Origin of the sequence: Pseudomonas sp. Kh14 (assembly GCF_900291005.1) — a bacterium.
In the GTDB taxonomy this organism is placed as follows: Bacteria; Pseudomonadota; Gammaproteobacteria; order Pseudomonadales; family Pseudomonadaceae; genus Aquipseudomonas; species Aquipseudomonas alloputida.
Map to the genome: position 1 here is coordinate 91990 of NZ_OLKJ01000009.1, position 25001 is coordinate 116990.

25 protein-coding genes and 1 tRNA gene are annotated in these 25001 nt (G+C 62.9%); 15 read left to right on the plus strand and 11 right to left on the minus strand.

The annotated features are described in order from the left end of the window. Positions 1–11: 11 nt before the first annotated feature. From FQ668_RS02845 to FQ668_RS02855, 3 genes are all read right to left on the minus strand, one after another. Positions 12–257 carry a hypothetical protein gene (locus tag FQ668_RS02845; protein WP_010951938.1) on the minus strand — a complete coding sequence of 82 codons (246 nt, stop codon included), beginning with the start codon at positions 255–257 and terminating at the stop codon, positions 12–14. Positions 258–341: 84 nt separating this feature from the next. Then, positions 342–683, minus strand: coding sequence for a zinc ribbon domain-containing protein YjdM (locus FQ668_RS02850; RefSeq protein WP_010951939.1), 342 nt, complete (start codon positions 681–683; stop codon positions 342–344). Between the two features lie 160 nt (positions 684–843). Next, complete coding sequence (locus tag FQ668_RS02855; protein ID WP_014589632.1) at positions 844–1812, minus strand: polyprenyl synthetase family protein; 969 nt, start codon at positions 1810–1812, stop codon at positions 844–846. 244 nt (positions 1813–2056) lie between these two features. Here FQ668_RS02855 and rplU point away from each other — a divergent pair, with 244 nt between their 5' ends. The 5 genes from rplU to FQ668_RS02880 all read left to right on the plus strand — a co-directional run bounded on the left by rplU (position 2057) and on the right by FQ668_RS02880 (position 5744). Next, complete coding sequence (rplU, locus tag FQ668_RS02860) at positions 2057–2371, plus strand: 50S ribosomal protein L21 (RefSeq protein WP_003247466.1); 315 nt, start codon at positions 2057–2059, stop codon at positions 2369–2371. A gap of 38 nt (positions 2372–2409) precedes the next feature. Continuing rightward, complete coding sequence (gene rpmA, locus FQ668_RS02865) at positions 2410–2667, plus strand: 50S ribosomal protein L27 (RefSeq protein WP_003247464.1); 258 nt, start codon at positions 2410–2412, stop codon at positions 2665–2667. A gap of 188 nt (positions 2668–2855) precedes the next feature. Beyond that, positions 2856–4082: an Obg family GTPase CgtA gene (cgtA, locus tag FQ668_RS02870; RefSeq protein WP_003247460.1), complete on the plus strand. Its 1227-nt coding sequence runs from the start codon at positions 2856–2858 to the stop codon at positions 4080–4082. 85 nt (positions 4083–4167) lie between these two features. Beyond that, positions 4168–5286, plus strand: a complete 1119-nt coding sequence (gene proB, locus FQ668_RS02875; RefSeq protein WP_014589633.1) for a glutamate 5-kinase — start codon at positions 4168–4170, stop codon at positions 5284–5286. Then, positions 5283–5744 (plus strand): CreA family protein, encoded by a 462-nt coding sequence (locus FQ668_RS02880; protein WP_010951941.1) that lies wholly within the window; start codon positions 5283–5285, stop codon positions 5742–5744. Before proB ends, FQ668_RS02880 begins: the two co-directional genes overlap by 4 nt. A 231-nt stretch (positions 5745–5975) precedes the next feature. Here the strand turns inward: FQ668_RS02880 and mksF are convergent, their stop codons facing one another. Genes mksF through mksB form a run of 3 tightly spaced genes read right to left on the minus strand, consistent with a single transcriptional unit; the run spans position 5976 to position 10790 of the window. After that, complete coding sequence (gene mksF, locus FQ668_RS02885) at positions 5976–8807, minus strand: Mks condensin complex protein MksF (RefSeq protein ID WP_019437368.1); 2832 nt, start codon at positions 8805–8807, stop codon at positions 5976–5978. After that, a complete protein-coding gene (gene mksE, locus FQ668_RS02890; protein ID WP_003247452.1) occupies positions 8804–9511 on the minus strand; it encodes an Mks condensin complex protein MksE in 708 nt (235 codons plus the stop codon). Before mksE ends, mksF begins: the two co-directional genes overlap by 4 nt. Beyond that, on the minus strand, positions 9501–10790 hold the full coding sequence (mksB, locus tag FQ668_RS02895) for an Mks condensin complex protein MksB (RefSeq protein WP_003247449.1): 1290 nt from the start codon (positions 10788–10790) through the stop codon (positions 9501–9503). The genes mksE and mksB overlap by 11 nt, the downstream gene beginning before the upstream one ends. A gap of 211 nt (positions 10791–11001) precedes the next feature. Here mksB and FQ668_RS02900 point away from each other — a divergent pair, with 211 nt between their 5' ends. The 3 genes from FQ668_RS02900 to FQ668_RS02910 are packed head-to-tail and all read left to right on the plus strand — an operon-like array spanning position 11002 to position 12872. Beyond that, the gene (locus FQ668_RS02900) at positions 11002–11787 is read left to right on the plus strand and encodes a hypothetical protein (RefSeq protein WP_026031859.1); all 786 of its coding nucleotides are present in this window, start codon (positions 11002–11004) and stop codon (positions 11785–11787) included. Continuing rightward, positions 11784–12239, plus strand: a complete 456-nt coding sequence (rimI, locus tag FQ668_RS02905; protein WP_014589636.1) for a ribosomal protein S18-alanine N-acetyltransferase — start codon at positions 11784–11786, stop codon at positions 12237–12239. Before FQ668_RS02900 ends, rimI begins: the two co-directional genes overlap by 4 nt. Before the next feature lie 57 nt (positions 12240–12296). Beyond that, entirely contained in the window at positions 12297–12872 is a 576-nt protein-coding gene (locus FQ668_RS02910) for a D-Ala-D-Ala carboxypeptidase family metallohydrolase (protein WP_026031858.1), read from the plus strand. Here the strand turns inward: FQ668_RS02910 and FQ668_RS02915 are convergent. Beyond that, positions 12812–13729, minus strand: coding sequence for a LysR substrate-binding domain-containing protein (locus tag FQ668_RS02915; protein WP_019437366.1), 918 nt, complete (start codon positions 13727–13729; stop codon positions 12812–12814). The two genes, FQ668_RS02910 and FQ668_RS02915, sit on opposite strands and share 61 nt — an antisense overlap. A 227-nt stretch (positions 13730–13956) precedes the next feature. Here FQ668_RS02915 and FQ668_RS02925 point away from each other — a divergent pair, with 227 nt between their 5' ends. Next, positions 13957–14571 carry a LysE family translocator gene (locus tag FQ668_RS02925; protein WP_014589638.1) on the plus strand — a complete coding sequence of 205 codons (615 nt, stop codon included), beginning with the start codon at positions 13957–13959 and terminating at the stop codon, positions 14569–14571. Between the two features lie 130 nt (positions 14572–14701). Here FQ668_RS02925 and FQ668_RS02930 read toward each other — a convergent pair. Then, positions 14702–14778 (minus strand) — tRNA-Met (locus FQ668_RS02930). Positions 14779–14873: 95 nt separating this feature from the next. Beyond that, positions 14874–15797 carry a FecR domain-containing protein gene (locus tag FQ668_RS02935; RefSeq protein ID WP_014589639.1) on the minus strand — a complete coding sequence of 308 codons (924 nt, stop codon included), beginning with the start codon at positions 15795–15797 and terminating at the stop codon, positions 14874–14876. A 193-nt stretch (positions 15798–15990) separates the two neighbouring features. Here FQ668_RS02935 and FQ668_RS02940 point away from each other — a divergent pair, with 193 nt between their 5' ends. The 3 genes from FQ668_RS02940 (at position 15991) to FQ668_RS02945 (ending at position 18687) form a co-directional block, all read left to right on the plus strand. Further along, a complete protein-coding gene (locus FQ668_RS02940) occupies positions 15991–17205 on the plus strand; it encodes an MFS transporter (RefSeq protein WP_014589640.1) in 1215 nt (404 codons plus the stop codon). A 103-nt stretch (positions 17206–17308) separates the two neighbouring features. After that, positions 17309–17446: a hypothetical protein gene (locus tag FQ668_RS28485; protein ID WP_019437911.1), complete on the plus strand. Its 138-nt coding sequence runs from the start codon at positions 17309–17311 to the stop codon at positions 17444–17446. 83 nt (positions 17447–17529) lie between these two features. Beyond that, the gene (locus FQ668_RS02945; protein WP_014589641.1) at positions 17530–18687 is read left to right on the plus strand and encodes an MFS transporter; all 1158 of its coding nucleotides are present in this window, start codon (positions 17530–17532) and stop codon (positions 18685–18687) included. Positions 18688–18694: 7 nt separating this feature from the next. Here the strand turns inward: FQ668_RS02945 and FQ668_RS02950 are convergent, their stop codons facing one another. Together FQ668_RS02950 and FQ668_RS02955 are read right to left on the minus strand one after the other, a co-directional pair. Continuing rightward, positions 18695–19651, minus strand: a complete 957-nt coding sequence (locus FQ668_RS02950) for a FecR domain-containing protein (RefSeq protein WP_019437910.1) — start codon at positions 19649–19651, stop codon at positions 18695–18697. Beyond that, entirely contained in the window at positions 19638–20153 is a 516-nt protein-coding gene (locus FQ668_RS02955) for a sigma-70 family RNA polymerase sigma factor (protein WP_019437909.1), read from the minus strand. Before FQ668_RS02955 ends, FQ668_RS02950 begins: the two co-directional genes overlap by 14 nt. A gap of 171 nt (positions 20154–20324) precedes the next feature. Between FQ668_RS02955 and FQ668_RS02960 the strand changes: the two genes are divergently transcribed. The 3 genes from FQ668_RS02960 to FQ668_RS02970 are packed head-to-tail and all read left to right on the plus strand — an operon-like array spanning position 20325 to position 24519. Further along, the gene (locus FQ668_RS02960; RefSeq protein WP_019437908.1) at positions 20325–20951 is read left to right on the plus strand and encodes a DNA-3-methyladenine glycosylase; all 627 of its coding nucleotides are present in this window, start codon (positions 20325–20327) and stop codon (positions 20949–20951) included. 47 nt (positions 20952–20998) lie between these two features. Beyond that, positions 20999–22051, plus strand: a complete 1053-nt coding sequence (gene ada, locus FQ668_RS02965) for a bifunctional DNA-binding transcriptional regulator/O6-methylguanine-DNA methyltransferase Ada (RefSeq protein WP_144179883.1) — start codon at positions 20999–21001, stop codon at positions 22049–22051. 56 nt (positions 22052–22107) lie between these two features. Beyond that, a complete protein-coding gene (locus FQ668_RS02970) occupies positions 22108–24519 on the plus strand; it encodes a DUF3772 domain-containing protein (RefSeq protein WP_019437906.1) in 2412 nt (803 codons plus the stop codon). Positions 24520–25001 lie beyond the last annotated feature (482 nt).

The following is a 25001-nucleotide window of genomic DNA, read 5'->3' on the forward strand; positions in this document are numbered from 1 at the left end:
CCCTGCCGGCCTCAATTCCAGTCTGTCCCCCCAGGGCGCAACGCCCGCGCATAGCAGAACAGAAACAGATTCCGTACCAGTTCCTTGAGCACCCCCGGCTCACTCGAATTCAGCCCGCTCATGTCCAGGTCACCCTGGTCACGCAGTTCGTCGAGGGCTTCTTCTTCAAGCACCGCGCACACTTCGCCGGTTTCCCGATGAAGAATGCGCAAGTAGGGGTGAGGGCGTTCCAGCCAGGCGTCGATCAGATAAGTCATGGCTATTCTCCTTGGATAGCAAGTCCAATGAGAATAATTCTTATTAGCAGAATAGCAAGCACCAATTGGCGGTTTTTTGCCTGATCAGACTTTGCGGACGAACTCGGACTTCAGCTTCATGGCGCCGATGCCGTCGATTTTGCAGTCGATGTCGTGGTCGCCGTCGCACAGGCGGATGTTCTTGACCTTGGTGCCAACCTTGACCACCAGGGACGAACCCTTGACCTTGAGGTCCTTGATCACGGTGACGGTGTCACCGTCTTGCAGGATGTTGCCGACCGAATCTTTCTTCACCACATCGTCGCTGGCCGCCTCGGCATCGCCGCTGGCCGACCACTCATGGGCGCATTCAGGGCAGATAAGCTGAGTGCCATCCTCATAGGTGTATTCGGAGTTGCATTTTGGGCAGGGTGGCAGAGTGCTCACTTCGGTTCCTCAAACAAACAGACGGGCGGTTAAAAGCCCACATTGTAAAAGGTATTTTTCCGGAAGTGATTATGTCCGGACAAAAAGCACCACGGGCAAGCCCACTCCCCACAAATGGTGCAGGAGCGGGCTTGCCCGCGAATGAAGACGACTCGGTCTGTCAGTGCGTACGCGCGACCGCAAACTCGCTCAGTTCAACCAGCGCATCCCGGTACTCACTGGCAGGCAGCACTTCGAGGCAGGCGATGGCGCGTTTCACGTAATCGCGCGCCAGCTCGGCGGTGTATTTCAGTGCGCCCGATTCTTCGACCGCAACGCGAATCTGTTCCAGATCCTCCAGGCCACCTTTCTGGATCGCCTGGCGTACCAGCGCCGCCTGCTCGGTAGTGCCTTCGCGCATGGTGTAGATCAGCGGCAGGGTAGGCTTGCCCTCGGCCAGGTCGTCACCGACGTTCTTGCCCAAGGTCTGCGAGTCACCCTTGTAGTCCAGCAGGTCGTCGACCAGCTGGAAGGCCACGCCCAGATGGTCGCCAAAGGTACGCAGGGCTTCGCGCTGCTCGTCGGTGGCCTGGGCCAGCGCCGCAGCACTGTGGGTAGAGGCTTCGAACAGCATCGCCGTCTTGCCGCGAATGACCTCCATGTAGACTTCCTCGGTGGTGCTGGCGTCGCGTACGCGCGACAGTTGCAGCACTTCACCTTCGGCAATCACCCGGGTGGCCTTGGACAGGATCTGCATGACCGGCATCGAGCCCAGCTCGACCATCATTTCGAACGAGCGCGAATAAAGGAAGTCGCCCACCAGTACGCTCGGCGCGTTGCCCCACAGGGCATTGGCGGTAGAGCGGCCACGGCGCATGCCGGACATGTCGACCACGTCGTCGTGCAGCAGGGTGGCGGTGTGCAGGAATTCGATGGTGGCGGCCAGCAGGCGCAGGTCGTCGCCTTCGCGGCCCAGGGCCTTGCCACACAGCAGTACCAGCAGGGGACGCAGGCGCTTGCCACCGGCGGACGTGATATAGTCGCCGATCTTCGATACCAGCGGCACGCGCGAGGTCAGCTGCTTCTTGATGATCTCGTCGACGGCGCTGAAATCATCAGCCACCGCGCGGTAGAAGGTTTGGGGTTGCATCGGCTGCTCCAGTGAGGTTGCGCGGCATGCTAGGTCGCGGGTCCCGGTGTGTCAAGGCGCGGTGCCAGCTGGCCGGGGGCGGTACTTGCAAGCAAAACCGCGGTTGCGTACAATCGCGCACCCTAACTTCCTGGGCAGCACCTGCCTTACGCAATTGCGCCGGGCCGTTCCAGCCCTGTGCAGCCATGCCAGCCAATACTCATCATATAAAGCGCTGGGTGAGCAGGATTATCGGAGAAATACCATGTCTTACGCAGTAATCGTTACCGGCGGCAAGCAGTACAAAGTCGCTGAAGGTGAATTCCTCAAGATCGAAAAACTGGAAGTCGCCACTGGCGAATCCGTGACCTTCGATCGCGTTCTGCTGGTCGCCAACGGTGAAGAAGTCACCATCGGTGCTCCAGTTGTTGCTGGCGCTAAAGTAGTGGCCGAAGTCGTTTCGCAAGGCCGCCACGACAAGGTTCGCATCATCAAGTTCCGTCGTCGTAAGCACCACATGAAGCGTATGGGCCACCGCCAGTGGTTCACCGAGATCAAAATCACCGGCATCCAGGCTTAATCCCCTAGATCCCCTGAATTTATTTGGAGAATTGAACCATGGCTCACAAGAAGGCTGGTGGTAGTACTCGTAACGGTCGCGACTCAGAATCGAAACGCCTTGGCGTGAAGATGTATGGCGGCCAGGTTATCAAGCCAGGCAACATCATCGTCCGTCAGCGCGGTACCGAATTCCACGCTGGCTACGGCGTTGGCATGGGCAAGGACCACACCTTGTTCGCCAAGATCGAAGGCGTGATCAAGTTCGAGAAGAAAGGCGAGTTCATGCGCCGTTACGTGAGCATCGTCGCCGCTTAATCGCGACGTCGCTCCAGAAGCCCCGTCATGCGACGGGGCTTTTTCGTTTGTGGTGAGCCTCTTGCAAAGCTGTTTGTCTGGGTTGCCGGCGTTGGTTTCTACGGTCGTACGGGGCCGCCGCGCTCATTTTTGCAAGAGCCTCATGTTTTTGAGTCATTCAGCTCGTCTACCGACGAGAGGCGGTTTTAATGAAGTTTGTTGACGAAGTATCCATTCGGGTCAAGGCCGGTGACGGTGGCAACGGTTGCATGAGCTTCCGTCGCGAGAAGTTCATCGAGAACGGCGGCCCTAACGGCGGAGACGGCGGTGACGGTGGCTCGGTGTACATGATTGCCGACGAAAACCTGAACACCCTGGTCGACTACCGCTACACCCGTCACCATGAAGCCCAGCGTGGCTCCAACGGCGGGAGCACCGACTGCACCGGCAAGAAGGGTGAAGACCTGTTCCTGCGTGTGCCGGTCGGCACCACCGTGATCGATGCTTCCACACAGGAAGTGATCGGTGACCTGGTTACCCCCGGCCAGAAGCTGATGGTCGCGCAAGGTGGCTGGCACGGGCTGGGCAACACCCGTTTCAAGTCGAGCACCAACCGTGCGCCGCGCCAGACCACCCCAGGCAAACCGGGTGAGCAGCGTGACCTGAAGATGGAAATGAAGGTGTTGGCCGACGTCGGCCTGCTGGGCTTGCCGAACGCCGGCAAGAGTACCTTCATCCGTTCGGTCTCGGCTGCCAAGCCGAAAGTTGCCGACTACCCGTTCACTACTCTGGTGCCAAACCTGGGTGTGGTCAGCGTTGACCGCTGGAAGAGCTTTGTCATCGCCGACATCCCCGGCCTGATCGAAGGCGCCTCTGAAGGTGCCGGTCTGGGTATCCGCTTCCTCAAGCACCTGGCGCGTACGCGCGTGCTGCTGCACCTGGTGGACATCGCGCCGCTGGACGAAAGCAGCCCGGCCGATGCCGCCGAAGTCATCGTCAACGAGCTGACCCGCTTCAGCCCGTCGCTGGCCGAGCGTGAGCGCTGGCTGGTGCTGAACAAGGCCGATATGGTCATGGACGACGAGCGTGACGAGCGTGTGCAGGAAGTGATCGATCGTCTGGAGTGGGAAGGCCCGGTCTACGTGATCTCGGCTATTTCCAAGCAGGGCACCGACAAGCTCAGCCACGACCTGATGCGCTACCTCGAAGACCGCGCCGACCGCCTGGCCAACGACCCGGCCTACGCCGAAGAGCTGGCCGACCTCGACCAGCGCATCGAAGACGAAGCCCGTGCCCAGCTGCAGGCCCTGGACGACGCCCGTACCCTGCGTCGTACCGGCGTCAAGAGCGTGCATGACATCGGCGACGATGACGGTTGGGACGATGATTTCGAGGACGACGAAGACGGTCCGGAAATCATTTACGTGCGCGACTGATCGGTTGCAGTACACTAAACGCCGCTCTCTGGAGCGGCGTTTTTGTATCCACGGTATCTACAGATTCGACATAGGTTGGAAGAAGATGCGAAGCAAGGTGACGGGCGCCAAGCGCTGGGTCGTTAAGATTGGCAGTGCTCTGCTGACCGCCGATGGCAAGGGCCTCGACCGCGGTGCAATGGCCGTTTGGGTCGAGCAGATGGTCGCGCTGCGTGAGGCAGGCGTGGAGTTGGTACTGGTCTCCTCCGGGGCCGTGGCTGCCGGCATGAGCCAGCTGGGCTGGACCAAGCGACCGAGCGCGATGAACGAGCTGCAGGCGGCTGCCTCGCTCGGCCAGATGCGCCTGGTGCAGGCCTGGGAGTCGAGCTTTGGGGAGCACGGGAAGCACACCGCGCAGATCCTGCTGACCCATGACGACCTGTCCGACCGCAAGCGTTACCTGAATGCCCGCAGCACCCTGCGCACCTTGGTCGATCTGGGCGTGGTGCCGGTGATCAACGAAAACGACACCGTGGTCACCGACGAGATCCGCTTCGGCGACAATGACACCCTGGCGGCGCTGGTGGCCAACCTGGTCGAGGCCGACCTGCTGGTGATCCTCACCGACCGCGATGGTATGTTCGATGCCGACCCGCGCAACAACCCCGAAGCGCAGTTGATCTACGAAGCCCGCGCCGACGACCCTTCACTGGATGCCGTGGCCGGTGGTACCGGTGGTGCCCTGGGCCGTGGCGGCATGCAGACCAAGCTGCGTGCGGCGCGCCTGGCTGCCCGTTCCGGTGCCCACACCATCATTATCGGTGGCCGCATCGAGCGCGTGCTGGACCGCCTGAAGGCGGGTGAGCGCCTGGGCACCTTGCTGTCCCCTGAGCGCGGCATGATCGCTGCGCGCAAGCAGTGGCTGGCCGGTCACCTGCAAACCCGTGGCACCCTGGTGCTGGATGCCGGTGCCGTGCAAGCGCTGCGTCAGGCCAACAAGAGCTTGCTGCCAGTTGGCGTGAAGACAGTGCAGGGCAGCTTCCGTCGTGGCGAGATGGTGGTGTGCGTCGGCCCGGACGGTGTTGAAGTGGCTCGCGGCCTGGCCAACTACAGCGCCCTGGAGGCGCAGAAGATCATTGGTCAGTCGTCCGAAGCCATCGAGTCGATCCTTGGCTACAGCGCCGAGCCGGAACTTGTACACCGCGACAACCTGGTGCTGGTATGAGCCTGCTGAAGAACGTAATCGCTGTGGCAGCGTGCGTGCTGCCGATGTTGGCCGGCGCCGAAGAGGTCGGCCAGGTGTCCACCGTGTTCAAGTTCGTCGGGCCGAACGACCGCATTGTGGTCGAGGCCTTCGACGACCCTAAGGTAGAGGGCGTGACGTGCTACCTGTCCCGGGCCAAGACTGGCGGGGTGAAGGGGGGCTTGGGGCTGGCCGAGGACCGGGCGGAGGCATCGATTGCCTGTCGTCAGGTCGGGCCGATCAACTTCAAGGGTGAGCTCAAAGATGGCGAGGAAGTGTTCAAGGAACGCACCTCGCTGGTGTTCAAGACCATGCAGGTGGTGCGCTTTCTCGACAAGAAGCGCAATACGCTGGTGTACCTGGTGTACAGCGACCGCATGATCGAAGGCAGCCCGCAGAATGCGGTGACTGCCATTCCGATCCTGCCTTGGGCTCATTGATAGCCTGCCCGGCCTCCATTCGCGGCTTATACGGTCTTGGTAGGAGCGGTTCACCCGCGAAAGGGCCGGCCCTGCTGGCCAATCTCCACCCGCCGTTCACCGTTGCCACCACCACCGTATTCGCGGGTAAACCCGCTCCTACACGGTGGTGGACACGCCTCGGGGGTTGGACACAGGCCGCCGTAGGAGCGGGTTTACCCGCGAATGGGCCGCAAAGCGGCCCCATCTACCTCAGGCCAATTCCTCGGCCTGATCATCACGCACAACCGCCTTCACTTCATCCAGCCGGCTGATGAACTTCCAGTCCGCCTCGTCGATGTAGATGCCGTTCGGCCCGCTGCCACCTTCCAGGTCGATCGCAACGTGCGCCGATACCTGTGGTTTCACACTCGCCAGGATCGGTACGAAGCCCAGCTGCTGGCTGGTCTCCAGCAGTGCCGCCTGGTTGCGTTCGTCGATGTCTGCCGCTTCGTCCAGGTAGTACGGCAGGCGAATGCGCCCGGCCAGGTCACGGTCCATCAGGTGCAGCAACAGGTACATGTTGGTCAGCGCCTTGATGGTCATGGTGGTGCCGTTGGACGCCGCACCGTCGATGTCGGCGTGGATGATCGGCTGGCCATTGACCTTGGTGATCTCGAACGCCAGCTCGAACAGGTCCTTCAGGCCCAGCTGGTTGTGGTTGGCCGCCACCAGCCGTGCCAGGTACTCCTTGGCCTCTTCGTTCTTGTTGTCCTGATCGGCACTCTGGGTCAGGTCGAAGACCGACAGGGTTTCGCCTTCTTCGTACTGGCCGGCACTGTGGATAATCTGGTCGATGTGCTTGAGCGCTTCCTTGTTCGGCGCCAGTACCACGCGGAAGCTTTCCAGGTTGGACACCTGGCGCTTGTTGATCTCGCGGTTGAACAGGGCCAGCTGGTGCTCGAGGCTGTCGTAGTCGCTGCGGATGTTGCGCAGGGTTCGGGCGATGTCGGTGACCGCAGCGCGGCGTGCCTTGGCCAAGGTCAGGGCTTCGTCGGTACGGTGCGCGTAGGCGTTTACCAGCAGTTGCAGGCGACGTTCCATGTCGTCTTCGCTGTCGAACTTGGCAACGCCTTTGAGGCGCACCTGGGCGTACAGCGCCTCGATCTGGTTGTCCACCCGCTGCAGGCCTTGCCAGCTGTCCTGGTAGTCATTGAGCAGCGGCAGCAGGTTGTCCATCGAGTCGTCGATGGCTTCCATGTAAGGCGTGCCGTAGGGCAGGTCGGCCGGCAGCAGCTGGCGACGGCGCAGGGCGTCTTCCAGGGTGCGCTGCTTGGACTCGAGGTCGCCGAGCTGGCGGCCGACCAGTTGCAACTTGGCTGACAGCTGCTGGACGCGCTCAGTGAAGGCGTCGCTGGAGCGCTTGAGTTCGTCCTGGGCCGCTTCCAGCTGCGAGAGCTGTTCCAGCTTCTCGGGTTCTTCGGCGGCGAGGGTTTGGCTACGGCGGAAGTCTTCCAGCGCCTTCTGCGCGTCCAGCACTTCCTGGTACAGGGTTTCGGTCTGCGCTTTGGACGCGGAGCGGTCGGCGGCCACGGCCTGCTGGGTCTTGAGCTGCTTGAGTTCTTTTTCCAGGCGCTCTTTCTGGTCGCGCAGGGCGGCGCGGTCGGCCAGGGCCTGCAGGGCCGGTGGGTCGATGTGGGTCAGGTCGATGGCCAGGCCTGGGGCCTCGAAGCGCTCGCCCTTGAAGCCGTCGAGCACCGCTTCCAGCGATTTTACCCACAGGTCGCTGTCGTCCAGCTCGATGCCGCGCTCGCCCAGCGGCAGGCTGAACAGCGCACCGTTGAACAGGCGCATCAGGCGGTCGACGTCCTGCTGCGAGAACTCTTCGCGCAGGCGGGCATAGCTGTTGTTGTCAGCGTGATCCAGCTGCTGCTTGACCTGCTTCAGGCGTTTTTCCAGGTCGCGTACGCGCTCGTCGAGGTCTTCGGCACTGAACTGCCGTGACTGGGCCAGCGCGCCGGCCAGCTCGTCGTGGGCGTCTTTGGCCGCCAGCAGTTGCTGCTCCAGTACCTTGACGTCATCGACCAGCGCAAAGCGGTGCTTGAGCACCGAAAGCTCGCCTAGCCAGCGCTGGATACCGGTAATTTCACGCTCCAGGCGCATCAGCTCCTGGGTGCCGCCACGCTGGTCGTTCTGCAGGCGGTCCTGCTCGCCACGGTAATGCTCGGACTGGATGACCAGCTCTTCCTTGCGCGCCATGGCGTATTCCTGCCAGGTGCCCAGCAGGGTGTCGAGCACAGGCGAAATGCGGTGCAGCTTGCCACGCAGGATGTCGCGCTGGGCCACGCCACCAGCCAGGGCCTCGACCAGCGGGCCGGCAGCGACCAGGGCGTTGTAGTCCTGCTCCATGCGGCGTACGTCGCGGAAGGCTTCCTCGCACGCAGCGATGTAGTCGACGCTGCCCGAGCGCAGGCTGTGCTCGAAGGCGTCGAGGAACAGCTGCTTGAGCTTGGCGGCGGTGATCTCACGCATGTGCAGCAGGTTGATGAACAGCGCGCGGAAGGTTTTCAGGCTTTGCTCGCTGGTGGAGCGCAGCGGGATCATGGTCAGGTCCAGCGGCACCGAAGTGTGTCCGCCCACCAGCAGCCGGCGCAGTTCGTCCGGCTTCAGCTCGTAAGCCTTGATCCCCAGGCGCTCAAGGTTGGTGAACAGCTCTTTCTGACGCAGGCAGGTGTCGTTCTTCTGGTAGTGGGCCAGGTCCAGTTCGCCTTTGTAGGCGAAGAACTGGTGGCCGAAACCGCCACCCGGGCCGCGTCCGACCACACCGATCACGTGCGGGCCGTGGGGCAGGCTCAGTTCGCAAAGAATGTACGACGTGTCGCTGGCGAAGTAGAAGCGGCGCGACTGCTCAAGGCTGTACTTGCCGAAGCTCATGTCCGACATGCGTGCCAGGATCGGGAACTGCAGGGCGTTGATCGACGCCGATTTACCCAGGTTGTTGGCGCCGTATACCGACAGCGGGTGCTCCAGCGGGAACAGGCCAAGGCTGTAGCCGGCGGTGTTGAGCAGTGCGAAGCGGCGGATGCCGTAGCGTTCCTGGCTCATGCGTCAATCTCCTGTTGCTCTTCGCGGATGGCCCGGGCCAGGGCGTCCTCTTCGCTTTCCTCGCCCTGGAAAGGCGTGAGGTCGAGCGGGTCGTCGGTACGGTTGAGTTCTTCGGCGCTTTCTTCCTCGACCAGTACCGGGGTCGGCAGCGGCAGGGCGCTGTGCAGGGTGGCGGCCAGGTCGCGGTCCTGCTGCACCGACAGGCACACATCGAGGAAGCGGTGCATGGGTGGCAGGAAGCGGTAGATGCCACCTTCCTCATGGGCGAAGCCGAGCTGGGTCATGCGCCGCAGGATTTTTTCTTCCAGCTCGTCCACGGTCTGTACTTCGGCCTGCAGGAACAGGTCGCGGTACTTGTCCAGCAGCGAGGGCAGTTCGTCGCGGCCGATGCTGCCGCCGTCGAGCACGGCCATCGGGTCGCGGCCCTGGTCGGCAAGGTGCTCGACCAGGATGAAGGTGAACAGCGACAGGCGCTGTGCGGTCTTGTTGACCTGCGCGGCGGTCATGTCCGGGACGAAGTAGTAGAAACCACGGGTATCGCACACCAGTTCGAAGCCCAAGGCCTTGAACAGGGTGCGGTACTGGTCCTGGAAGTTCGACAGCTGGGCGTACAGCTCAGGGTCGCGCCGGCTGACGTGGAAGCCTTTGAACAGCTCGCGGAAGATCGGCGCGAGCTGGGACAGTTCGGAAAGATCAAGATGCATGGGCTGGGCTCGCGTTGGGTTCGGTAGGCGCGCTAGGGGCGTCTTCGCGGCTGGAGGTCAGGGCGAACGAATGCAGGCTGACCAAGTGTTCCTGAGTGGTGTATTCGCGGCGGTCGAGGCGTTCGCGCTTGAAGCGCTTTTCCCGCGACAGGCGCGAGAACCAGTACAACAGCTCGTCGGTGGCGCCTTCGGGCTCCTGCTCCAGCAGCCAGACCATCAAGTCGGGCAGTGGCAGGGCCTGTTCGCAGCGTTCGGCCATTTCCTTGACCGTGCGCGGGGCACGGGGCAGGGCGCCGGACTGGGTCTTGTGGGCTTTGGGGAAGCGCGCCGGTTTGGGCTCGAAGCGGGCCAGTGCGTAAACGTAGGCCTCGACCTGGCTGGCACTGCCAAGGAAGGTGCTTTGCGGGCGGGTGAACATCGGCATGGCCGCCTGCGGTACGGCATCGATGCCCTTGCGCCGGATCACCGACAGGGCCAGTGCGGCGCCGCGGGTCACGGCGTTGTGCCGGCGGGCTTCTTCGCGCAGCGGTAGCAGCAGTTCGCGGGCGTGGCGCAGGGTCAACTGGGCGCTGGTCTGCATTTCCAGAATGCGCGCGTGGGTGCGCAGCAGCATGTCGTCGTCGACCAGGTGGCCCAGGCGCGCTTGTTCGCCCAGCAGTTTCAGCAACACGGTCTCGACCTTGCGTACACCCTGCTCGAAGGCGCCGTCGGCGTTGACCAGCTGAATCATCGGCTCGACGTATTCGTCCCAGGTGGCCAGCACTTCGGCATAACGCTGGCGCAGCGGAATCTGGCGATTGCTGGTCTTGGCCCGTTCGGCCACGGCCACCAGTGCCTGCTCGTCGTTGTCGAGCTTTTTCAGCACATCGCGCACGCGCATGTCGAGCAGGCGCAACTGGCGTGCCAGGTCGTCGCTGTCGCGGTTGTCGAAGGCATCCTGGATGTGCCCGGCCAGGCGCTCCAGGTGGCGCAAGTAGGCTTCGATCTCCAGGCACAGGCCCAGCCGGTGTTCGCGGCGCAGGTAGGCGAGGAAGTCGTGGATCTGTGCGTTGAGCTCGAAACGGTTCGGGCTCTTGGCCACCGGCACCAGGATATCCAGGCGGATCCACACGTCGAGTAGCTGGGTGATGTCCTGCGGGGTGCTTTCGAGCTGCTGGCGGGCCACATGCTGGCGCAGTTCGACCAGGCTCAGGGTGCCCTGGTCGAAACGCTCGCACAGCGGCTCGATCAGGGCCCAGTGTTCGGCTAGGGCGCGCAGGACGCGCTTGGGTTCGATCATTGGCTTCGACTCGTTGCCAAGAAAAAGGGGGCGATTGTACTGCATTCGCGGGGGTGGTTTTTACCCCTTGGTCTGTAATGAGAGATAACCATGGGATGTGCAGGTGCAGGGCGTTGTTCATGTGACGGCGCTCGGTCTGATAGGCGCTGCAAAAACCACGGCGTACACGTTAGAATGCCCAATTGCGTTCACCCCCTCGGATATCCGCCCCTTGCTGACCGAACCCCGTCGCCGCGCCTACCTTTCCGCCATGCAAGTGGTGCACTGGCTGCCGCGCGCCGAGCTGCCGTTCGCCGCACCGTCACGGCCCGAGCTGCTGCTGCCGGTGGCGCCGGTCGAGGACATCGATTTCGAGGTCAGGCCGGCATCGGCAGCCAACGAAACGCCCGTCACCCCCCAGGCCCGCTCCGGCGAGCGGCCAAAAATCGAGATCCCGCGCCCGGGCAGTGTGCCTAAACCCGCCGTCAAGCCCGCCGAGGCACAAGAGCAGCTCGCTGCTCCGCGCCCGGCGCCGGTGCCGCCACCGCGCTTCTCGCTGCAGTTGTTGCGCGCCGGCAGTTGCCTGCTGCTGGTTGAGCTGGCCACCGGTCAGCCGTTCCAGAGCCGCGATCCCTCCTATCTGCTACTCAAGGACATGCTGCGCGCTGCCGGCCTGCCCGACGCCCCGCAGATCATCGGCGAGCCGGTACGCTGGCCACTGCTGGTGCGCGGCAACATGGACCAGGGGCCGGAGGCTGCGCGCGATTTCGTCCAGGGCTTCGTTCAGGCGCGCCTGGAAGACGCACCGTGTACCTGTCTGTGGCTGGTCGGCCTGCCGGCACTGCGTTTTGCCGCCAATGCCGATGCCGACGCCTATTACCAAACCCTGACGCTCGACGGCCTGGGCGACGCCTGGGCATTGCCGGGCCTTGAACTGTTGATGGACGAGCCGCAACGCAAGGCGGACGTCTGGAAAGCCATGCGCCAGCTGATGGCGCGCTGGAAGAGCGTTGAATGAGTGACTCGATCAGCTTCCGCCCGATGACCGAGGCGGATCTGGATGCCGTACTTAAGATCGAATATGCCGCATTCAGTCACCCCTGGACCCGTGGAATCTTTCAGGATGCGCTCAAGTCGTACGAAGTCTGGCTGATGTTCGATGGCCAGCAGCAAGTGGGCCATGGGGTGATCAACGTGATCATCGATGAAGCGCACCTGCTCAACATCACCGTAAAGCCGGAAAACCAAGGCTGCGGCCTGGGATTGCGGCTGCTCCAACACCTGATGGCCCGGGCCTATCAGCTCAATGGCCGCGAATGCTTTCTGGAAGTGCGCGCCAGCAACCAGTCGGCCTATCGTTTATATGAACGTTACGGTTTCAACGAAATTGGCCGCCGCCGCGACTATTATCCGATCGCCGGCGGCCGTGAAGACGCCCTGGTGATGGCCTGTACCCTGTTCGAAGACTGACTATGCAGGGGCGTACCCGGGCGCGCAGGCTTTGTTCTCGGCAGGGACGGATAAAGAATGAGAAAACTGCTTTTGGCAGCGAGCCTGTGTAGCGCAAGCGCTGCTCACGCTGACGAGCGTGACGTGTGGATGTTCGCCCAGTGGGCGGGTGATCATCAAACCCGCCCCTTCCGTGAAATGCTGGTAGATGCCCGGCTTTACGGTGTAGTGCCAATTCACCAGTTGCTGCGCTCGGCATCGGACTGGAAACTGTGCAATGCATCGCCTTTCGCCGTACCGCCCCCCGGCAATTGGGCCGCTGTGCGCTCGACCCTCGCGTTGATCAAGGCACTCGACGATCAAGGCATCCTGCGCCAGTTCGAGGTGGTTTCGGCTTACCGTGAGCCGCGCCTGAACGCCTGCGCGGGCGGGGCGGCCAACAGTGCGCATACCCGCGCGTTCGCCGTCGATATACTGCTGCCGGCCTGGGCCGACCCCAATCCGCTGTGCCGTTTCTGGCAGCAGCACGGCCAAGCCTGGAACATGGGGCTGGGCCGCTACCCATCAGGCCGTATCCATTTGGATACCGCCGGTTATCGCACCTGGGGTGGTGATGGCGGTGCGGGGGCGTCGTTCTGTATCAACCCCAAATGAGCCAGGCACTCCCGGCATTCGTCCATTATCCACCCGGCGAAGCGCTGGCGCTTGCCGCTGTCGGCCAGAGGCTGCGGGCTGAGCAGGTGGTAGGCCGAGCCATCGCGCACAAAACCGAACGGCGCCTGCAGCTGCCCGCTGTCGAGTTCGTCGCGCACCATCAGGGCTGAGGCAATGGCCAGGCCCAGTCCGGCGCTGGCGGCCTGAATCGACAGGTAGAAATGTTCGTAGTCGCTGCGTTCGCAGTGCCGCGCCTGCTGGCCGCTCAGGCGCAGCCAGGTGGGCCAGGCAGCAGGCCGGGTGGCGCTGTGCAGCAGCCGTTGGCCATCGAGTCTGGCGCTGGCGGCGGGGTGGCACACCGGGCCGATCCATTCATCGCAGATTTTCTGGCTGTACAGCTGGTTGTCCCAGTGGAAGTCGTCGCGGCGAATTGCCAGGTCGACACCGCTGCGGGCGAAGTCCAGCGGGCCGCCTGCGGCTACCAGGTGCAACTGAAGGTCGGGGTGGGTGGCATGGAAGCGCGGCAGGCGCGGTATCAGCCAGCGCATGGCAATGGTCGGCTCGCAAGACAGCACCAGCACATTGTCGCGAGCTTGTTGCTGCAGGCGCTGCACAGCGCCTTCGAGTTGTTCGAAGATCGCCTGGGTGGTGCTTTGCAGGGCACGACCGGCGGGGGTGAGGAAAATGGCCCGGTTGCGGCGCTCGAACAGTTCCACGCCAAGGCTTTCTTCCAGCAGGCGTATTTGGCGGCTGACCGCGCCGTGAGTGACGTGCAAATGTTCGGCGGCACGCACGAAGCTTTCGGTCTGGGCGGCAATGTCGAAGTAGCGGAAGGCGTTGAGTGGCGGCAGTTTCATGATATCCCTGTTCAGCTGTGCCGGCCTCTTCGCGGGTAAACCCGCTCCTACATGGCCACATATTTCCCTGTAGGAGCGGGTTTACCCGCGAAGAGGCCAAGGCAGGCTGTACATATCTGTGAGTAAAACTATCAGATTCATCTCAGCATAAATCGATTTTTCCGCATCTGTAAGCGCTTGATAATCGGCGGTCTGTGCATTTCCATCGCCTATCGAGAGCCCTCAGCATGACCGAACTCATCGCCGTCGCCCTGTTCACCCTGCTCGCCGTCATCAGCCCCGGCGCGGACTTCGCCATGGTCACCCGCAGCAGTTATGCGCAGGGGCGCAAGGCCGGGCTGGCTGCTGCTGTGGGCATCGCCCTGGGGGTGCAGGTGCATGTGTTGTACACGGTGTTGGGCATTGCCGTGATCATCAGCCAGAGCCCGACGCTGTTCTTCGTCATGAAGGTGCTGGGTGCGGGCTACCTGATCTACCTCGGGTACAAGTCATTGACCAACACCCGACGCATCAGCCTGGACGGGGTTGGCCAGTCTGCTGCCAGCGTACTGCAAGCGCTGCGCACCGGCTTTTTGACCAACGCCCTAAACCCCAAGACCATGTTGTTTGTCATCAGTGCCTTCACCCAGGTGGTGCAGCCTGGCAGCCCGCTGGCGCTGAACTTCGCCTACGGTGCGTTCATGTCCGTTGCCCATTGGCTATGGTTCAGCCTGGTGGCGGTATTTTTCTCCAGTACGGCATTGCGCAGGGCGATGATCGAGCGGCAAGTGCTGGTGGACCGGGCCATTGGTCTGGCATTGATCGGGCTTGGCCTGGCTGTGGCGGTGACCGGAATACGTTGAGGCGACGATAGCTGCGCCGAAACCTGTGATTCGGCGCCCGGCTGCTGCGGGATTGGTTGGCGCGGGCATCAGCAACTTTTTCGCAGGCAAAGAAAAAGGGCTTACCTTGCGGTAAGCCCTTTGTCTTGTTTGGTGGCTACACAGGGACTTGAACCCCGGACCCCAGCATTATGAATGCTATGCTCTAACCAACTGAGCTATGTAGCCGATGGCGCGCATTATTCTCTTGAACGCCCCCTCTGTCAACACTCATTTCAAAAAAAATTTGCACGCTTTCAAAAACTTAGCGGCCAGCCCCGGTTTCAGCGCACCACAAGCCAGTGCCCGAGCACGCCCAGCAACTGCAACTGCTGGGCTGCAGCCAAGGATTGCAGGCTTTGGCCAGGCTGGTCGAGGTTGAAGTCGCCGCTTACACGGCGATGAGCCACTTGTTCATCCATCATCCACAGACGCTGCCCTTGGTAACCGGCAAGGCGCTCCAGCACCTGCCTCAATGGCATGTCTGTGGCTTTCAGGCGGCCATTGCGCCAACTGTCAGCGGTTTTCAGATCAGCCTTACGCACCGGGTCGATGCGTGTGTCATCGAAGGTTACCCGCTCACCCGCCGAGACCATCCGCTGCTCACCCCCCTGGGTGACCATGGCCTTGCCACTGAATACCACGAGTTCGTCGCGCCCTGCATGGCGGGCTATCTGCAAGCGAGTGCCGTATACCTGGATGCGTGCGTTGCCCACTTCCACGTCCATGGCGCGCCCGTCGAGCACGACTTCCAGATGCACCTGGCCCTGCACCAGGTGCAGTTGGCGGGTGCGGCCGCGCAGGTCGACGTTCATCGCGCTGGCGCTGTCCAGGTTCAATGTCGTGCCATCCGCCAAGCGTATGCTGCGGCGCTCTCCCACATCGGTGTGCAGCTCGCTGGCCAGACGCTGCATCAGCGGCCAGTACAGGTAAGCAGCAGCACCCAACCCTAGCAAAAACGCAAGCGCCAACCATTTACCCAGGTGACTGCGACGGACAGTGACATGCCGTGGGCGAGGGCGGGCAGGTGCGGGTTGCAGCTGTTGCCAGAACGTCTCCAGCTCGGCGTAGGCGTGGGCGTTCTCTTGTACCTGACACCAGGCCGCAAATGCCTGGCGCTGGGTTTCGTCGCAACCGGGCTGGCGCAGCAACGAAAACCACGCCAGCGCTTCCTGTTGCGGATCGGGCTGCAGCTGCTTGGCGGACATCGGGCTCATGGGGGCGGTCTGCTCACGATAGGGGCCGTTTGGCCTAACGATGACGGGAGTCATTGGCAGAAGATGCTAATTATATTGAGAACCATTTTCAAGTACGCGGCGACAGGGGGATAAAAAAGGTAGCTATGTATCTATTTGATTCCTGATAATCGGATCCCAAACCAGAGGACGGAGATTTAGGCAAATGGCCACCAGTAGTGCCTCCACCGCATCCAACCCGGCAGCGGCAAGCCAAGCCTCGCCGATGGTTATGCGTATCATCGGTTTCTGCGCCTTGGCGCACTTGATCAACGACCTGATCCAGTCGGTGCTGCCGGCGATTTACCCGATGCTCAAGGCTAACTACGACCTGAGCTTCGCCCAGATCGGCATGATCACGCTCACGTTCCAGATCACCGCCTCGCTGTTGCAGCCGTGGGTTGGCTTCTTCACCGACCGCCGGCCCACGCCAAATCTGTTGCCGCTAGGCACCCTGTGCACATTGGTGGGGATTGTGATGCTGGCCTTCGTTGGCAGTTTCCCGATGATCCTGCTGGCGTCGGCGCTGGTGGGCATTGGCTCGTCGACCTTCCACCCGGAAACCTCGCGTATTGCACGGCTGGCCTCGGGCGGGCGCTTCGGCCTGGCCCAATCGACCTTCCAGGTCGGTGGCAACACCGGTTCCGCTCTGGGCCCGCTGCTGGCAGCGGCCATCGTCATACCGTTCGGTCAGACCCATGTGGCCTGGTTCGGCCTGGCCGGGCTGTTCTTCCTCGGCGTTACCCTGATGCTGCGCGGCTGGTACAAGGAACACCTCAATCAGGCCAAGGCGCGCAAGGCAGTTCAGGCCACCCACGGCATTTCGCGCAATCGGGTAATCGCGGCGCTGATCGTGCTGGGCTTGCTGGTGTTCTCCAAGTACTTCTACATGGCCAGCTTCACCAGCTACTTTACCTTCTACCTGATCGAGAAGTTCGGTGTGTCGGTGGCCAGCTCGCAGCTGCACCTGTTCCTGTTCCTCGGCGCGGTGGCGGCGGGCACCTTTTTTGGCGGGCCGATCGGTGACCGTATCGGACGCAAGGCTGTTATCTGGTTTTCGATACTGGGCGTGGCGCCGTTCACGCTGGCGCTGCCGTATGCCGACTTGTTCTGGACCACGGTGCTGAGCGTGGTGATCGGCTTTATCCTGGCTTCGGCGTTTTCCGCGATCGTTGTGTATGCGCAGGAACTGGTGCCGGGCAGCGTGGGCATGATTGCCGGGATCTTCTTCGGCCTGATGTTCGGTTTTGGCGGCATTGGCGCTGCGCTGTTGGGGTACGTAGCGGACCTGCGTGGTATCGAATATGTGTATGGGTTGTGTTCGTTCCTGCCATTGTTCGGGTTGTTGGCGGTGTTCCTGCCAAGTACAGGTAAACGCTGAACGCGCCGGGGGCCTGACAGCGGCCCCCGGGCAATTGACTAGCCCCCTGGAGGTGGCTAGAGTGCCGCCTCTTTTTTCAATCACCTGCGTAGTAGCCAAAGCAATGCGCCGTACCCAGTCCCTCCCACACGCCCGCCAGCCTGCCCTTCAGGCGCTGCGTCGTGCATGGCCGAGTGACACGGTGCTCAAGCGCCGCCGCAGCGTGCTGTTTGCCTTCACCTTCTCGCCACACCTCGCCTGAACTGATCTGCGCTTTAGCGTCGCTCGCCGTTCCGGCGTGCGCGTCTGTTTCTGCACGTCTTTTCGGTTTGCCAGGAGTGGTACATGAACATGCGTTTATTGGCGGGCCTGTTGTTCGCCGTTTCTGTCGTGGGTTTCAGTTTGGGGGCCAGCTTGCCGCTGGTGTCGTTGCGCCTGCATGAAGCGGGGGCGAGCACCCTGGAAATCGGCATCATCTCGGCCATCCCTGCCGCCGGCATGATGCTCTCGGCTTTTCTGGTCGACGTCTGCTGCCGCCATCTCACCCGGCGTACTATCTATCTGCTGTGTTTCAGCCTGTGCACGGTCAGCATCGCCTTGCTCGAGTCCGCGTTCGGCTCGTTGTGGCTGCTGGCGTTGCTGCGCCTGGGCCTGGGGCTTGGCATGGGGATCGCCATCATCCTCGGCGAGTCGTGGGTCAACGAACTGTGCCCCGAACATAACCGCGGCAAGATCATGGCCCTGTACGCCACCAGCTTTACGGGCTTTCAGGTGCTGGGCCCGGCCATGCTGGCAGTGCTGGGCGCCGATAGCCCGTGGATCACGGGTGTTGTCACGGTCTGTTATGGGCTGGCGTTGCTGTGCATTGTGCTGACTGTGCCCAACGACCATGTCGAGCACGAAGAGGGCGAAAAAAGCTTCGGCCTGGCCGGGTTCTTCCGGGTGGCACCGGCGTTGTGCATGGCGGTGCTGTTCTTCTCGTTCTTCGATGCCGTGGTGCTGTCGCTGCTGCCGGTGTACGCCACCAGCCATGGCTTTGCCGTTGGCGTGGCGGCGTTGATGGTGACGGTGGTGTTTGCCGGCGACATGCTTTTCCAGCTGCCGCTGGGCTGGTTGGCCGATCGGGTTGAGCGCACAGGGCTGCACCTGGCGTGCGGGCTGGTGGCGATGGTGATCGGCATCGGTTTGCCTTGGCTGCTGAATCTGACCTGGCTGCTGTGGCCGCTGCTGGTGGTACTGGGCGCGGTGGCGGGGGGGATCTATACCTTGGCGCTGGTGCTGATCGGGCAGCGCTTCAAGGGCCAGGACCTGGTCACTGCCAACGCCAGCGTGGGCTTGCTCTGGGGCGTAGGCAGCCTGGTCGGGCCGTTGGTCAGTGGGGCGGCCATGAATGTCGCGCCGCATGGTTTGCCCATGGCGCTGGCACTGATGGCCGGGCTGTTCGTGTGCTTTGCCAGGCAGTCATACCGGCGCCGTGGGCGGATGCGGGCTGTGGCGCAGTGATATCCTTTTACGCTGCGCCGATGCTTACCCAATAGCGCGTCCTGTACTCGACCCGCACGGGCAGGCTGCGGGTGAGCAGTTGCAGGATTTGCCCGGTGTCAGCCAACTGATAGGTGCCGGAAACCTTCAAGCCCGCCACTTCTGGAGCGCAGCGCAACAGGCCCGGTCGGTAGCGGCCGAGTTCGCTGGCAAACTCGGCAAGCGGCATCTGCTGCACGCTGAGTACACCTTCGGTCCAACCCCAGGGGTCGTTGTGCAGTGCTCTGGCCTGAATGCTGCCTTCGGCTGTGATTTGCAAGGTTTCACCGGGCAGCACCTGCCTCGCTGACGCCGAGGCAGGGAACAGCGTGACTTCACCACGCCGCACCGACAGCAGCAGGCCCTGGCTGTTTTCGCGCAGCAACAGCTGGCCATCGAAGGTGGTCAGCGGGCCGACAGGGGTGGCGACGTGGAATGGGCGGTTGTCGTTGGGGTTGCTGTCCAGGCTGACCTCGCCATGGATCAGTTTCAGCTGGCGTTGTTCCGCGCTGTAGTGCAAGTCGATGGCACTGGCAGTGTTGAGCTGCAGACGACTGCCGTCACTGCCTTGCCATTGACGCCGTTCGCCTGTGGCAGTGCTGGTGTCGGCCAGCAGTTGTGGCAGGCCCAGCGGTTCGCGCGCGGCCCAGCCCAGGCTGCCGCCGACGGCCAACAGCCCCAGCAACTTCAGGTGGTCCCTGCGGCTGGCTTTTGGGTGCTGGCTAGCGTCCAGGGTGCGCCGGCTCAGGTCCTTGGGCAGCCCGGCCAGTTCATCACCCAGATTACTGACCCGCTGCCAGGCCAGGCGGTTGTGTGGGTGGCTGGCCAGCCAGTGTTGAAACTGCTGCTCGGTGCGCGGGCTGGGGGTATCGAAACGCAGCTTCACCAGCCAGTCGATGGCCTGATCGACCTGCGCCTGTGCGGGCGTACCATCAGGCATCGGCATAGCGCAACCGGTAGCAGGCGCCCAGGGCTTTGGCCAGGTCGCGCTCAACAGTGGCCCTGGACACTCCTAGACGTTGGGCAACCTGCACGATGCTCAAACCGTCTAGCTGGGCCAGCAGGAACGCTTGGCGGACGCGCGGTTTCAACTGCTGCAAGGCGCGGTCGAGGCGTTCCAGGCTATCGAGGAGGACAAGCTTATCCTCTTCGCTGGGCACTTCTGCTTCGGGCAGGTGAGCCAGGCTCTCCTGATAGGCCCGCTCCAGCGCGCGGCGTCGGAACTGGTCGATCATCAAGCCACGGGCGATGCTGCTGAGGTAGGCACGGGGTTCTTTGAGCGGTGACACCTGGCGGGCGCGCAACAACCGCACGAAGGTATCCTGGGCCAGGTCTGCGGCATGTTCACTGCAACCGACCCGGCTGCGTAACCAGCCACGCAACCAGGCATGGTGAGACTGGTAGAGCAGAGCGACCTCGGTGGGCTTGAGCGTGTCGTTGATCTGCATCGTAGAGAAGGCCCAGTCCAGTGATGTGTGCGATTGTGAATAGTTCTCAATTCTATGCGGGGAAGATGGCGCGGAGCAATGGCATGCCAAAGATTAGCTGCGCAAGAACCGGCGTTTGCCCGATGAACGGCTGCGCTAAGCTGGAACTGCAATCGACTTGATGGAGGTGCCATGATGCTGGCCGACCTTTCGCCTGAGGCCTATCGCGAGGCCGCGCAACACCTGGCGGCACTTGACCCGGACTGGTCACGGCATATCGCAGCGATCGGGCCCTGCCTGCACCAGGCTACCCCGGGACGGGAGCCTTATGAGGCGTTGGTGCGGGCGATTGCCTATCAGCAACTGCACGCCCGTGCCGCCGAGGCGATCCTGGGGCGTTTGCTGGCACTGTTCCCGGCAGATGATTTTCCGCAGCCAGAGCAGTTGTTGGCGGTAACCCCGGAAACCCTGCGTGCCTGCGGCTTTTCGGCGAGCAAGCTGGTGACGGTCCAGGGCATTGCTCAAGCCACCTTGGAGGGCTTGGTACCGACGCGGGAGCAGGCGTTAACCATGGCTGACGAGGCGTTGATCGAACGCCTGGTGGCGCTGCGTGGGGTAGGGCGGTGGACGGTGGAGATGCTGCTGATCTATAGCCTGGGGCGTTCTGACATTCTGCCGGTGGACGATTTTGGCGTGCGCGAGGGGTATCGGCGGCTCAAAGGGCTGGAGACGGCGCCGACACCGGCGCAAATGCGTTCGCTGGGCGGCGCTTGGCGGCCGTTTCGTACCGTGGCGGCCTGGTACCTGTGGCGGGCCTGAGGTTTTTGCATCGCCCGTACAGGCAACAACATATCCGGGAATCGAAGATGAACCCCTACACCACCCCCGACCAACGCTGGCAAGCCGTAGAGTCCCGCGACACTGCCGCCACGGGCCACTTTGTCTACGCCGTACGTACCACTGGCGTCTACTGCCACCCCGGCTGCAAATCACGCCAGGCCAAGCGCATGAACGTCGAGTTCTACGACACTGCCGCGGCTGCCGAGGCTGCCGGCTACCGTGCTTGCAAACGCTGTATCAGCAAGGCCAGCGCCACCCGCCACAGCCAGCTGGTTACCCACGCCTGCCGCTTGATCGAAACCAGCGACCCCGCGCCAAGCCTCGGCCAACTCAGTGCACGGCTGGCCGTCAGCCCCTTCCACCTGCATCGGCTGTTCAAGGCCGAAACCGGGGTTACCCCCAAAGCCTACGCCATGGCCTTCCGTGCCCGGCGCCTGCGTGCGCACCTGGAAGGCGGCCAGCACTCAGTCACCGATGCTATCTACAACGCCGGCTACAACTCCAACAGCCGCTTCTACGAAAGCGCCGACCAGCGCCTGGGCATGCGCCCCCGGCAATACCGCGCCGGCGGTGCCGGGGCAACCATTCACTTCGCCCTTGGGCAGTGCTCGCTGGGTGCAATACTGGTCGCCCAGAGCGACAAGGGCATCTGCGCGATTCTGCTGGGCGACGACCCCGAGGGCTTGTTACACGAGCTGCAGGATCAGTTCCCCAAGGCCCACCTGATTGGCGGCGATACCGCCTACGAAAACATGGTTGCCGAAGTGATCGGTTTCGTCGAAGCGCCAGCCTTGGGCCTCGCCCTGCCGCTGGATGTGCAAGGCACCGCGTTTCAGGAGCGGGTGTGGCAGGCGCTGCGTGAGGTGCCGGCCGGAAGCCGGGTTAGCTACACCGACATCGCCGAGCGCATTGGCGCCCCCAAAGCCGTGCGGGCGGTAGCCATGGCCTGCGCGGCCAACCGTATTGCCGTGGCCATCCCTTGCCACCGCGTGGTGCGCCGGGATGGCGACATCAGCGGTTACCGCTGGGGCGTGGAGCGCAAACAGCAATTGCTGAAGCGAGAAACGGCACTCTCCTGACCGCCCGAAGCCGCGTAGAATCTCCCGCCAAATCGAATTGCAAAGAGGAATATTCGATGAGGCGTGTCAGCCTTGCCCGTTATTGCCCAGGTGTGATTGCCCTGCTGGCCCTGATGCTGTTGTTTGTCAGCCCGACCTGGTCGGCCCCGGCCACGCCATTGTCCAACCTGGCGGCTGCCGAGGCGCCCGCACTGGACGAAAACGCCAGCCTCGAACAGCTGAGCGACCGCTTGGACCTCATCCGGCAAGGCGTCACCAGCGAGGCCAACGACGACGTGCTGTCGCAACTGCGCCTGGGCGCGATGCAGGTTCAGCGTCAAGCTGATGCATTGAGTGCGCTGCGCACTGCCGATGTGGGAAAACTCGACGATCAGCTGAAGGTCATCGGCCCGGCCCAGCCGGACGAGGCCGCTACCCTGACGCAGCAGCGCAAAGCGCTGGAGGCCGAGAAAAAGGCGCTGGTAGCCCAGCAGGATCAGGCCACCAAGCTGACCCAGTCGGCCCGTGACCTGTCCACGCAAATCGTCAACCTGCGCCGCAGCCAGTTCAACTCGCAAATCACCAGCCGTGCAGCCTCGCCGCTGAGCCCGGCGTTCTGGCAGAGCATCATCCGCCCCACCCAGGACGACGTGGCGCGCCTGCGTGATCTGCGCGGCGAGGCGGCCGATGCCATCAGCAGCGCCTTCAGCGCCGAAAACCGCTGGCAGTTCGTTGCCAGCCTGGTGGCGGCAATTCTGGTGTGGACGTTGGTAAGGCGCGTGCTTGAACGCTTGCTGGCCAGTGCCATGATCCGTTGGTTACCGGAGGGCCGCCTGCGCCGCAGCGCCTTGGCTCTGGGCGTTAGCCTGGCAACCCTGGGCACCATCGCCGGCTCGGTGTCGTTGCTGCGCTGGGGGCTGGAAAGCAATGCAAGATTGGGTTCGGATATCGCCAGCCTGACCAATCACATTCTCACTCTGGTGGTGTTCAGTGCCTTCATCACAGGCCTGGGTCGCGCCATGCTGATGCTGCAGCGTCCGTCCTGGCGGCTGCCGGCGATCCACGACGAAGTCGCCAGTGCGCTGGGCTGGTTCCCGAAGGTGCTGGCATTGGCACTGATGGTCATGATGACCATGGAGCGCATGAACAGCGTGATCGGCGCCAGCCTGGCGCTGACGGTGGCTGTCAACGGGCTGACCGCGCTGGTGGTGGCGCTCACCTTTGCAGGCGCGCTGCTGTGTTACCGCCGCACCCTGCGCAAGCATGACCTGGAGCGCCCGACGGGCCTGGCCGGGCTCATCCCGTTCGTGATGGTCATCTGGCTGACGTTGATCCTGCTGGCCCTGCTCACCGGCTACCTGACACTCGCCTATTTCCTCACCGCCAAGCTGTTGTGGGTCAGCCTGGTGATCACCTGCGCCTACTTGCTGACCACCTTCTTCGGCGACCTGTGCGAAACCCTGCTGTCGCCCCGCCAGCCCGGTGGCCTGGCACTGGCGTCGACCCTGGGTCTGGCGCCTCGCCACCAGGCCCAGGCCAGTACCATACTGGCCGGCATCGGCCGCACTGTCGTGCTGTTCCTGGCACTGCTGCTGGTGTTGATGCCGTCGGGCACCAGCCCTAGCGAATTGCTGTTGAGTCTGGGCGACTGGGATGGGACCGGCGGCAAGGTGCTCGGCAACCTGAACATCGTGCCGCAGGACATCATGCTGGCCTTGGCGATCTTCCTCGGCGGCCTGTTCGCCATCCGTGTGGTCAAGCGCTGGCTGAGCGACCGCCTGCTGCCGGAAACCGAGATGGACGCCGGTATGCGGGCCTCGCTGGTGACCTTGGTGGGTTACCTGGGTTTCCTGTTCCTGGCCATGCTGGTGATGTCGACCTTGCGTATCAACCTCACCAGCCTGACCTGGGTGGTCAGTGCCCTGTCGGTCGGTATCGGTTTCGGTTTGCAGCAGATCGTGCAGAACTTCATTTCCGGCCTGATCCTGCTGACCGAGCGCCCGGTGAAGGTCGGCGACTGGGTCAGCCTGGCGGGTGTCGAGGGTGATATCCGCCGCATCAATGTCCGCGCCACCGAGATCCAGATGTCTGACCGCTCCACGGTGATCGTGCCCAACTCGCAGTTCATCTCGCAGAACGTGCGCAACGTGACCATGGGCAACGCGCTGGGCGTGGTCAGCATTACCCTGACACTGCCGCTGGAGACCGATGCCAACCGTGTGCGTGAGCTGCTGCTGGCGGCTTACCATGAGCATGAGGCGATTCTGGATGCGCCAGCTACCTCGGTGTCGTTCAAGGACCTGACGGCCAGCGGCATGGTGATTGGTGTGAGTGGCTATGTGGCCGGGCCGCGGCAGGTATCGGGAGCCCGCAGCGACCTGCTGTTCACCATTCTTGGCCGATTGCGTGATGAAGGCATTCCACTGTCTTCGCCGCAGAGCATGGTGCTGGTGCAGGAGGGGGCGCGGCCGGCTGACGAGTCGGTGTAGGCATCGGGTGGGCTGTCCAGCTGGCAGGAGCGGGTTTACCCGCGAAAGGGCCGGCCCTGCTGGCCAATTTCCACCCGCCGTTCACTGTTGCCGCCGCTACCGTATTCGCGGGTAAACCCGCTCCTACACAGATTGGTGGTGGACACACCTCTGGGGTTGGACACAGGCCGCCGTGTAGGAGCGGGTTTACCCGCGAAAGGGCCGGCCCTGCTGGCCAATTTCCACCCGCCGTTCACTGTTGCCGCCGCTACCGTATTCGCGGGTAAACCCGCTCCTACACAGATTGGTGGTGGACACACCTCTGGGGTTGGACACAGGCCGCCGTGTAGGAGCGGGTTTACCCGCGAAAGGGCCGGCCCTGCTGGCCAATTTCCACCCGCCGTTCACTGTTGCCGCCGCTACCGTATTTGCGGGTAAACCCGCTCCTACGCAGATTGGTGGTGGACACACCTCTGGGGTTGGACACAGGCCGTCGTGTAGGA